The organism is Selenomonadales bacterium (assembly GCA_017442105.1).
Classification (GTDB): domain Bacteria; phylum Bacillota; class Negativicutes; order RGIG982; family RGIG982; genus RGIG982.
On sequence record JAFSAX010000095.1, the window covers coordinates 20,932 to 31,341 of the forward strand.

The following is a 10,410-nucleotide window of genomic DNA, read 5'->3' on the forward strand; positions in this document are numbered from 1 at the left end:
AGGATAATCTCATGGAATTTGTACAAAATGTAATGATGTTCGTGCTTTCTCATATGATACCGATCTTGATGAATCCGATATTTTGGATCATGGTCGTGCTCGTCGTACTGCAATCGCGCCAGATGCAGCAGCGTCAACGCCGCATCTTCGGTGCTGTCAGCTATTCGATACGCGACCAGCTCCTCAAAGCCATCTTCTACGGCATGATAGGGGGTTTTATCGCGAGCACGCTCGTGACACTGTTTGGTATCACCATCAATCACCTCGGCTTTGCCTACTTGTGGCCTGTTGCCGTCGTATTGATGATGATCAATGCACGATTCTTGTGTTTTGCGTATGCGGGCGGTCTTGTCGGTGCCTCGAGTGTCCTGTTCGGCTGGCCGAGCGTCGATGTACCGCAGCTTCTCGCGTTCATTGCCATTCTCCACTTGACGGAAAGCGTGCTCATCTATATCAGCCGTGACTACGGTGTTGTACCGCTCGTTGTCAAGCTCCCTAACGGCCGCCACGTCGGTGCATACCTTATCCAGAACTTGTGGCCGCTCCCGCTCATCGCACTTAATGCCATCACTGTCCCTGCCGATCAGCTCGTATCACTCTTCGCGTTTCCCGACTGGTGGCCGATGCTCCCGACTGTCATTGAGATACCCGACCTGCATGTGCTTGCGTATGCGGCACTGCCTGTCGTAGCGGCACTCGGTTACAGCGATATGGCCATCGCGAACGAACCGAACGAAAAGAGAAAACGCTCTGCTGTCGGCTTGGCGATCTACAGCGTCGGCCTATTGGCTCTTGCGCTTCTTTCGGCAGATGTGACCTCGCTTCAGCTCTTCGCCGCGCTCTGTGCGCCGATCGGCCACGAACTCCTCATACAGAGAGAAAACGAACGCGAGATGAAAGCAGAACCGATATTCGTCCACCCCGACCGCGGTGTGCGTCTTTTGGCAACAGTCGCCGACAGCCCTGCGCAGAAGGCAGGCCTCAAAAGCGGCGATATCATCACGCGCCTCAACAATGTCTATATCGGTGATGCGATGGACTTAGACGATGCGGCTCATGTGATGGTCGCCAACCGCGAGATCGAATATCTCCGCGAAAGTAAATTGTATCGTACGCATTTGGCAGGTGAACAGGGCGATCCGTACGGCCTTATCCTCGTTCCGCACGGCAATGAAACGCGATATGCGCATCTGGAAGCGGAAGGGGTTGCCGTCATGGACTGGCTCAAAAAACGCGGCGGAAAAAAAGAGTGACAAAGATATACTCATGTGGTATAATATAAATAGTAAATACTAACAAATAATTATTATAAAGTAGGTGATGGCCATGGCGCATGTACCCAAACTGCAGACTGTTCTTTCGGGTGAGTCGATACCATTCCGCGTAGAAGCTCCGTTCGTGCCGACGGGTGACCAGCCGACGGCTATCGCCGAGTTGGCAGATAACATTCGCGCAGGCAAAAAAGCGCAGGTGCTTCTCGGTGCAACGGGGACGGGCAAGACGTTCACGATTGCCAAGACGATAGAGGCGGTACAGAAGCCGACGCTCGTCATCGCACATAACAAGACGCTGGCGGCACAGCTTGCGAGCGAGTTCAAAGAGTTTTTCCCCGATAATGCGGTAGAGTATTTCGTCAGCTATTACGATTACTATCAGCCGGAAGCATATATCGCGCAGACGGACACGTATATCGAAAAGGATGCTTCTATCAATGATGAGATAGACAAGCTCCGCCATTCGGCAACGAGTGCGCTGTTCGAGCGCAAAGATGTGATCATCGTGGCGAGCGTGTCGTGCATCTACGGCTTGGGTTCGCCGGAAGAATATAAGAATCTCGTGCTCTCGCTCCGTCAGGGGCAGATACGCGATCGTGACGAGATCTTGCGCAAGCTGGTAGCGATCCAGTATGAACGCAACGATATCGGATTTGAGCGCGGTAAGTTTCGTGTGCGCGGCGATGTGATAGAAGTCGTTCCCGCAGGATATCAGGAACGCGCCATCCGCATCGAGCTGTTCGGTGATGAGATAGACCGCATCGTCGAAGTCGATATTTTGACGGGCGAAGTGCTTGCCGAGCGCAAACATATCGTCATTTATCCTGCGTCGCATTACGTTACGTCGCGAGAGAACATGGAGCGTGCCGTCAGTTCCATCGAAGCGGAACTGGCAGAACGGCTCGAGGTACTGCGCGGGGAAGGCAAGCTTCTGGAAGCACAGCGCCTTGAACAGCGAACGAACTACGATCTCGAGATGATGCAGGAGATGGGCTACTGCTCGGGCATCGAGAACTACTCTCGTCATCTGACGAACCGTCAGGCGGGTGAAGCGCCGTATACGCTGATGGATTATTTTCCCGACGATTATCTGCTCGTCATTGATGAATCGCACGTGACGATCCCGCAGGTGCGCGCTATGTATGCAGGAGACCGCTCGCGCAAGGAATCGCTCGTGGCGAACGGATTTCGTCTGCCGTCGGCATTCGACAACAGACCGTTTCAATTCAGCGAATTTGAAGAGCATATCAATCAGATCATCTATGTTTCGGCGACACCTGCACCGTATGAGCTTGGACAGGCGGACGGGGTCGTACAGCAGATCATTCGTCCGACGGGGCTTCTTGATCCCGAGATAGAACTCAGACCGATCGCAGGACAGATGGACGATCTTCTCGGCGAGATCAAACTGCGTGCGAAGAAGAATGAGCGTGTGCTCGTCACGACGCTGACGAAACGCATGGCAGAAAATCTGACCGATTATTTAAAAGAAATGAACGTTCGTGTGCGGTATCTTCATTCGGATATTGCGACGATCGAGCGGGCGGAGATCATCCGCGACCTCCGTGCAGGTGAGTTCGACGTTCTGGTCGGTATCAACCTTCTTCGTGAGGGCCTTGACCTGCCCGAGGTATCACTCGTGGCGATCCTCGATGCCGATAAGGAAGGCTTCCTCCGTTCGGATACGTCGCTGATTCAGACGATAGGCCGTGCGGCGCGTAATGCCGAAGGGCGCGTTATCATGTATGCCGATCGTGTGACTGATTCGATGAAACGTGCTATTGACGAAACGGAACGCCGCCGCGAAGTACAGCAGGCATACAATACGAAACATGGTATTACACCGCAGACCGTCAAGAAAAAAGTCAAGGAACTCATCGAGTTGACGAAGGTCGCAGAATCGCCTGCCGAATATCGCGCGAAAAAACCGAGCGAGATGACAGAAGCGCAGCGGCTCGATCTTATCGACAGTTTAGTGAGCGAGATGACCGAAGCGTCGCGTAAGCTCGAATTCGAACGTGCGGCAAAACTGCGCGACATGATCGTTGAGCTGAAAGGCAGTCTGCCCGAGAAGAAAAAACGCACAAAAAAAGTGAAGAAATAGATCAAAGAGGGACTAGTGTGAAAGATAAAATTATCATAAAAGGAGCAAGACAACACAATCTGAAAAATATCGACGTGGAGATCCCGCGCGATAAGCTCGTCGTTGTGACGGGTCTGTCGGGCTCGGGCAAGTCGTCACTTGCGTTCGATACTATCTATGCCGAAGGACAGCGCCGCTATGTCGAATCGCTCTCTGCCTATGCGCGCCAATTCCTCGGTCAGATGGATAAGCCCGATGTCGATTATATCGAAGGCTTATCGCCTGCTATTTCGATCGACCAGAAGACGACGAGCCGCAATCCGCGTTCGACTGTCGGTACGGTGACCGAGATCTACGATTATCTGCGCCTTTTGTTCGCGCGTGTCGGCAGACCCTACTGCCCGAAATGCGGTAAGCCGATACAGCAGCAGACGGTACAGCAGATGGTCGATGCATTGATGGCATATCCCGAGCGGACGAAGCTTATTATCATGGCACCACTCGTACGCGGTAAAAAGGGGACGCATCAGCGCGTACTCGAACAAGTGAAAAAAGACGGCTACGTGCGTGTGCGTGTCGACGGTATGATGTACGATATCGGCGATGAGATCACGCTCGAAAAGACGAAGAAGCATACAATAGAAGTCGTCATCGACCGCCTTGTTGTACGCGAAGGGGCAGAGGACCGCATTGCCGACTCTATCGAAACGGCTCTCAAACTATCGGACGGTATCGTGCTCGTGCAGATCATCGACGGAGATGAGTTGACATTCAGTCAGAATTTCTCCTGTATCGACTGCGGTATCAGTTTGCCCGAGATCGCACCGCGTATGTTCTCGTTCAACAATCCGATGGGGGCGTGTCCTGCTTGTACAGGTCTTGGCAGTCATATGGAATTCGATCTTGCGCTCGTCATTCCCGACGAATCGCTCACCTTCCGTCAGGGCGTCGTTGCACCGCTCAGTAAGAACGAAAGCTCGTATGCGATGTGCCAGATGCGTGCCGTTTTGGAGAAATACGGCTACACGCTCGATACGCGATTTGCCGATCTCGCAAATGATGTGAAAGAGAAGCTCATCTACGGTACGGGCGAAGAAAAGTTTTTCTATACGTACGAGAATATGTACGGCGAAATAAAAGAATATCATAACTCGTTTGAAGGTATCATGCCGCTTCTTGCGCGTCGTTATCAGGAAACACATTCCGAATCGACGCAAGCCGAGTATGAAGAATATATGAGCGTGCGCCTCTGTCCGACTTGCCGTGGTGCGCGCCTTAAGCCTGAAGTGCTTGCCGTCAAAATAGGCGGTAAAAATATCTACGAAGTGACGCAGATGACGATCGCGGAAGGTATCGACTTTTTTGAGAATGTCGCATTTACCGAACGCGAACAGTTCATTGCGCGTCAGATATTGAAAGAGATCAAAGCTCGTTTGTCGTTCTTGATGAACGTCGGCCTCAACTATCTGACGCTTGACCGTGCGGCAGGAACGCTGTCGGGCGGAGAGGCACAGCGTATCCGACTTGCTACGCAGATCGGGTCGGGTCTTGTCGGTGTTCTTTATATCCTCGATGAACCGAGCATCGGTCTGCATCAGCGCGACAACAATAAGCTCCTCGCTACGCTGGAGCATCTGCGCGATGTCGGCAACACGCTCCTCGTCGTTGAGCATGACGAAGATACGATGTATGCCGCCGACCACATCATCGACATCGGCCCTGCGGCAGGTCTTGGTGGAGGAGAGATCGTCGCGGCGGGCACTGTCGATGAGATCAAAGCGACTGTCGGTTCGGCAACAGGTGATTATCTCAGCAGAAGAAAGTTTATTCCTGTACCTGCCGTGCGCAGACAGCCGAGTGATAAGTGGATAGAAGTCATCGGTGCGGCAGAGAATAATCTCAAGCATATCGATGCGAGATTTCCGCTCGGCGTGCTGACTGTCGTTACAGGCGTATCGGGCTCGGGCAAAAGTACGCTCGTCAATGAGATCCTGTATAAAGGACTTGCCGACCGCATCTATCGGACGAAGAATCGTCCCGGCAAGCATCTGGATATCCGCGGAACAGAGCATATCGATAAAATTATCGACATCGACCAATCGCCCATCGGGCGCACACCGCGCTCCAACCCTGCGACGTATACGGGGCTGTTTGATACGATACGCGAAGTATTCAGCCAGACGCCCGAAGCCAAGATGCGCGGATACAAGCCCGGCAGATTCAGCTTCAATGTGCGCGGTGGCCGCTGTGAAGCGTGTCGCGGTGACGGTATCATCAAGATAGAGATGCACTTCTTATCAGACGTCTATGTACCGTGCGAAGTCTGCCGCGGTGCACGCTACAATCGTGAAACGCTCGGCGTGAAATACAAAGGCAAAACGATCGCCGATGTGCTCGATATGATCGTCGACGAAGCCGTAGAATTCTTTCAGCATATTCCGAAGCTCGCACGCAAGCTCAAAGTCCTGCAAGATGTCGGCCTCGGTTATATCAAGCTCGGACAGCCTGCCACTACCTTGTCGGGCGGGGAAGCACAGCGCGTCAAGCTGGCTACCGAACTGTCGCGCCGTTCGACAGGCAAGACGCTCTATATCTTAGACGAACCGACGACGGGACTGCATACGGCAGATATCCATAAGCTTCTTGAAGTACTGGGCAGACTCGTTGAAGGCGGTGATACAGTCATCGTCATCGAGCATAACCTTGACGTCATCAAGACAGCCGACCATATCATAGACCTCGGCCCTGAAGGAGGTTCGGGCGGCGGCATGATCGTTGCATCGGGTACGCCCGAAGAGATCGTGAAAGAGGCGCGCTCGTATACGGGACAGTTCCTCAAGCCCATCTTAGAAGAAGGTGCGCGTCTTAGAAGACAAAACGAAGCATAAAAAGAGAGAGGGCAGAAGTGCTCTCTCTTTTCGTATATACGGATAATAAAAAACGCCCCGAACTTAGTCGGAGCGTCTTGTATGCGATATTACCACTGGCTGATCATGATGGACGTATCAGGTGGTGTATTGCTGCTGCGTTTTTTCTGTACGCGGTTTTTGTTTGCTTCATAGAGCGGCATACGTTTGTTGAGGAACTGCGTATCGAGATTGCCTGTGCAGAAGTGCGAATCGGCAAGGATCTGCTTATGAAGCGGGATCGTCGTTTTGATACCGCCAACGCGGAACTCGTTGAGTGCGCGACGCATGATCTTGATCGCATCACCGCGCGTACGACCGTAAGCAACGACTTTTGCGATAAGCGAATCGTAGTACGGCTCGATCGTAAGACCTGCGCAGACACCGCTGTCTACGCGGACACGCGGACCTGCAGGCTCATGGTAGAACTCGAGAAGACCCGGCGACGGAATGAAGCGGTTTTCAGGATCTTCTGCATTGATACGACATTCGATCGCATGACCGAAGAAGTTGATATCAGACTGACGTTTGTTGAGCGGTTCGCCCGATGCGATACGGATCTGGCGGCGTACCAAGTCCATACCTGTGATCGCTTCGGTAACACCATGCTCAACCTGGATACGCGGGTTGATCTCCATGAAGTAGAACTCACCCGTTTTCGTATCGAGAAGGAACTCGACCGTACCGATATTCGTGTAGTGAACGCTTTTTGCAGCGCGGATAGCAAGCTTACCGACTTTATCGCGCATCTCTACCGTCAAGGCACTCGACGGAGCTTCTTCCAAAATCTTCTGATTACGGCGCTGGATCGAACATTCGCGTTCGCCCAAGTGGATCGTATGACCATAGTTGTCGCACATGATCTGTACTTCGATATGGCGCGACGTTTCGATATACGTTTCGAAATAGAACGCTTGTTTCGTTACATCGACTTTGTTGAGTGCGGATTCCATGTCGGCATCCGTATAGATAACGAACATCGACTTGCCGCCGCCACCCGAAACAGGTTTCAAGATAACAGGATAACCGATCTCTTTTGCTTTGGCATACGCATCATCATTGCTCGCGATGATATCGGAGCCTTTTGTCATCGGCAGACCTGCCGCCATCATTGCGGCACGCGCCGCATCTTTGTTGCCGACGAGGCGGAGCGTTTCGGCACTAGGACCGACCCACACGAAGCCTGCGTCTTCTACTTTTTCTGCGAATTCGGCACTCTCGGACAAGAAGCCGTAACCCGGATGGATCGCTTCGGCGCCTGTTGCGTCGGCAGCCTCTAAGATAGCATCCATATTAAGGTAACTCATGAACGGATCGGCAGGACCAATCGGATATGAAAAATCAGCCAGCTGAACATGGAGTGCATGCTCATCTACATCAGAATATACAGCTACAGTTTCAATACCCAGCTCCTGGCAAGCCCGGATGATTCGCACTGCGATCTCGCCTCGGTTGGCGATAAGGAGTCGTTTGAACATCGGAATAGACCTCCCATTTGCGTTAATGTTAGATTGTTATTTTTGTAACAAGCTACAAAGATATTATAATACAAATGTACACCGTAGGCAATACTTTTTAAAAGTATACATATAGAAACAATTATGAATTATCTGACAAACAAAAAGATAGCCATAAGAACAAAAGCACGGTATACTGGATATGGTGATGAAAATGAATGCAGAGATACAAGAAAAATTACAACTTCTGCCCGACAAGCCGGGCGTCTATCTGATGAAAAATGCAGATAAGCGCATCATCTATGTCGGCAAGGCGATCAATCTGAAAAATCGCGTCCGCTCGTACTTCCAATCGTCGAAGAATCATTCGCCCAAAGTACGCGCGATGGTGGAGAAGATCGCCACATTCGAATATATTATTACGACCTCGGAGATCGAAGCACTTATCTTAGAGTGCAATCTGATCAAACGGCATCGACCGCGATACAATATCAGCCTGAAAGATGATAAGACGTATCCGTACATCAAGGTGACGATGGCGGAAGCATATCCGCGTGTCCATATCACACGGCGCGTGATGAAAGACGGCGGGCGGTACTTCGGCCCGTATACGAGTGCGGGTGCCGTGCACGAAACGCTTCGCCTCCTCAAAAAGCTGTTCCCTATCCGCTCGTGCAAGCGTATGGATTCTCCGCGCCCTTGTCTTGAGCATCATATCAAGCGGTGTCTGGCACCATGTACGGGAAATGTCCCGATGGAAACATACCGCCGAATGATAGACGATATCTGCCTTTTCCTTGAAGGGAGAAGCGACCAGGTCGTGCGCAGTCTGGAGGCAAAGATGGCAGAAGCGGCAGATGATTTCCGCTTTGAAGAGGCGGCACGACTTCGCGATCAGCTGGTGGCGGTGAAAAAGGTGCAGGAAAAGCAGAACATCGTCACGGGAAGCGGCGACCAGGATGTCATCGGGATGGCACGTTTGCCGAAAAATGTCTGCGTGCAGGTCTTTTTCATTCGCAGTGGGAAGATGGTCGGTCGCGACCATTACCTTCTGCGCGGTAGTGACGAGGAAGAAGACAGCGCGATCTTGACTGCGTTTTTAAAACAATACTATGCGCGGGCGGCGTTTATTCCGCGAGAGATACTCCTTCCGTTCGCATCGGAGGAAACAGAACTTCTGACGGCGTTTTTGTCGGCGAAGAAGGAAGCAAAGGTCATGCTTCACGTACCACAGCGCGGCACGAAAAAAGATATCGTCACAATGGCGTGTGACAATGCGCGCCTCGTTTTGGAAGAAGAGGAGAAGAAACGTCTGCCCGAGCAGTCGGAAGACGACGATGTGGTGGAAGAGCTTCGCCATCATCTCGGCCTTGCCAAACCGCCGTACAGAATGGAGTGCTTTGACATCTCACATACACAGGGGACAGAAACAGTCGCCTCAATGGTCGTATTCGAAGGCGGTCGTGCCAAAAAGAGCGACTACCGCAAGTTCCGTCTGCGCACGGTAGAAGGCAAACCCGACGATTTCCGCTCGATGGAAGAAGTCGTACTCAGACGTTATCGTGAGCTGAAAGAACCGCTCCCCGACCTGATCGTTATCGACGGTGGGAAAGGCCAGCTCTCGAGCGCACTCAAGGTCATCCGCGGTGTCGGCCTTACAGATGTACCCGTCGTCGGCCTTGCCAAGCAGTTCGAGTATGTGTTCCGCGAAGGTGAATCCGACCCTGTTATCCTGCCGCGTCATTCACAGTCGCTCTATCTCATGCAGCAGATACGCGACGAAGCGCACCGCTTTGCCATCACGTACCATCGCAACCTGCGCGCTAAACGCAATATGCAGTCAGTGCTCGATCATATCGTCGGTATCGGACCGAAGCGCAGACAAGCACTCTGGAAAGCGTTCGGCAGTATCGACGCGATGCGCTCGGCAAGCGTGGAAGAACTGGCACAGGCAGACGGCATGAACAGTGCAGCGGCACAGGCTGTCTATGATTTTTTCCGTGCGCATGAAATATAGTTGTATGAGTAGGATTTTTTCGGTATAATAAAACTGTAATAAGGCATACTAACGGAGGCGATATGATTGAAGAAAACAGGAATTATCATAGTGATCGTGCTTTTCCTCTTTGGCGGTGGGCTGATTGGTTCGTATAACGGATTGGTCTCGATGGAAGAAAACATCGACAGCAAATGGGCACAAGTGGAAAACCAACTCCAGCGTCGTGGTGATTTGATCCCGAACCTTGTTTCGACAGTCAAAGGTTATGCGGCACATGAACAAGAAGCCATTCAGTCTGTAGCGGATGCACGTGCGCGTCTCGGCGGTGCCTCGACTCCTTCCGAAAAAGCGACGGCAAGCTCCGAACTTACGAATGCACTCGGCAGACTTCTTATGGTAGCGGAAAATTATCCGAATCTCAAAGCCGATGCTAATTTCCGTGCACTTCAAGATGAACTTGCGGGAACGGAAAATCGTCTGACTGTTGCGCGCCAAGATTACAACAATGCGATTCAACCGTATAATACGAAGATACGTACATTCCCGACCAGTATCGTTGCAGGAATGATGGGATTCGAGAAAAAAGAATACTTCGAAGCGGATGAAGCAACTCGCGCTGTACCGAAGGTTAGCTTCGAATGATAAGAAAACGTACCCTTCTGCACTGGCTGACACTCGTATGTATCATCAT

Annotated in this window: 6 protein-coding genes; 5 read left to right on the top strand and 1 reads right to left on the bottom strand. The window is 51.9% G+C overall.

Going from position 1 to position 10,410, the window contains the following annotated elements:
- Window positions 1-11 precede the first annotated feature (11 nt).
- From IJN28_03760 to uvrA, 3 genes are all read left to right on the top strand, one after another.
- The gene (locus IJN28_03760; protein MBQ6712892.1) at window positions 12-1,253 is read left to right on the top strand and encodes a PDZ domain-containing protein; all 1,242 of its coding nucleotides are present in this window, start codon (window positions 12-14) and stop codon (window positions 1,251-1,253) included.
- Between the two features lie 73 nt (window positions 1,254-1,326).
- A complete protein-coding gene (uvrB, locus tag IJN28_03765) occupies window positions 1,327-3,378 on the top strand; it encodes an excinuclease ABC subunit UvrB (GenBank protein MBQ6712893.1) in 2,052 nt (683 codons plus the stop codon).
- Between the two features lie 17 nt (window positions 3,379-3,395).
- On the top strand, window positions 3,396-6,245 hold the full coding sequence (gene uvrA / locus IJN28_03770; protein ID MBQ6712894.1) for an excinuclease ABC subunit UvrA: 2,850 nt from the start codon (window positions 3,396-3,398) through the stop codon (window positions 6,243-6,245).
- Between the two features lie 89 nt (window positions 6,246-6,334).
- Here the strand turns inward: uvrA and IJN28_03775 are convergent, their stop codons facing one another.
- On the bottom strand, window positions 6,335-7,741 hold the full coding sequence (locus tag IJN28_03775) for an acetyl-CoA carboxylase biotin carboxylase subunit (GenBank protein MBQ6712895.1): 1,407 nt from the start codon (window positions 7,739-7,741) through the stop codon (window positions 6,335-6,337).
- A 193-nt stretch (window positions 7,742-7,934) separates the two neighbouring features.
- Between IJN28_03775 and uvrC the strand changes: the two genes are divergently transcribed.
- Window positions 7,935-9,737, top strand: coding sequence for an excinuclease ABC subunit UvrC (gene uvrC / locus IJN28_03780; GenBank protein ID MBQ6712896.1), 1,803 nt, complete (start codon window positions 7,935-7,937; stop codon window positions 9,735-9,737).
- Between the two features lie 66 nt (window positions 9,738-9,803).
- Window positions 9,804-10,361: a LemA family protein gene (locus IJN28_03785; GenBank protein MBQ6712897.1), complete on the top strand. Its 558-nt coding sequence runs from the start codon at window positions 9,804-9,806 to the stop codon at window positions 10,359-10,361.
- Window positions 10,362-10,410: the final 49 nt, after the last annotated feature.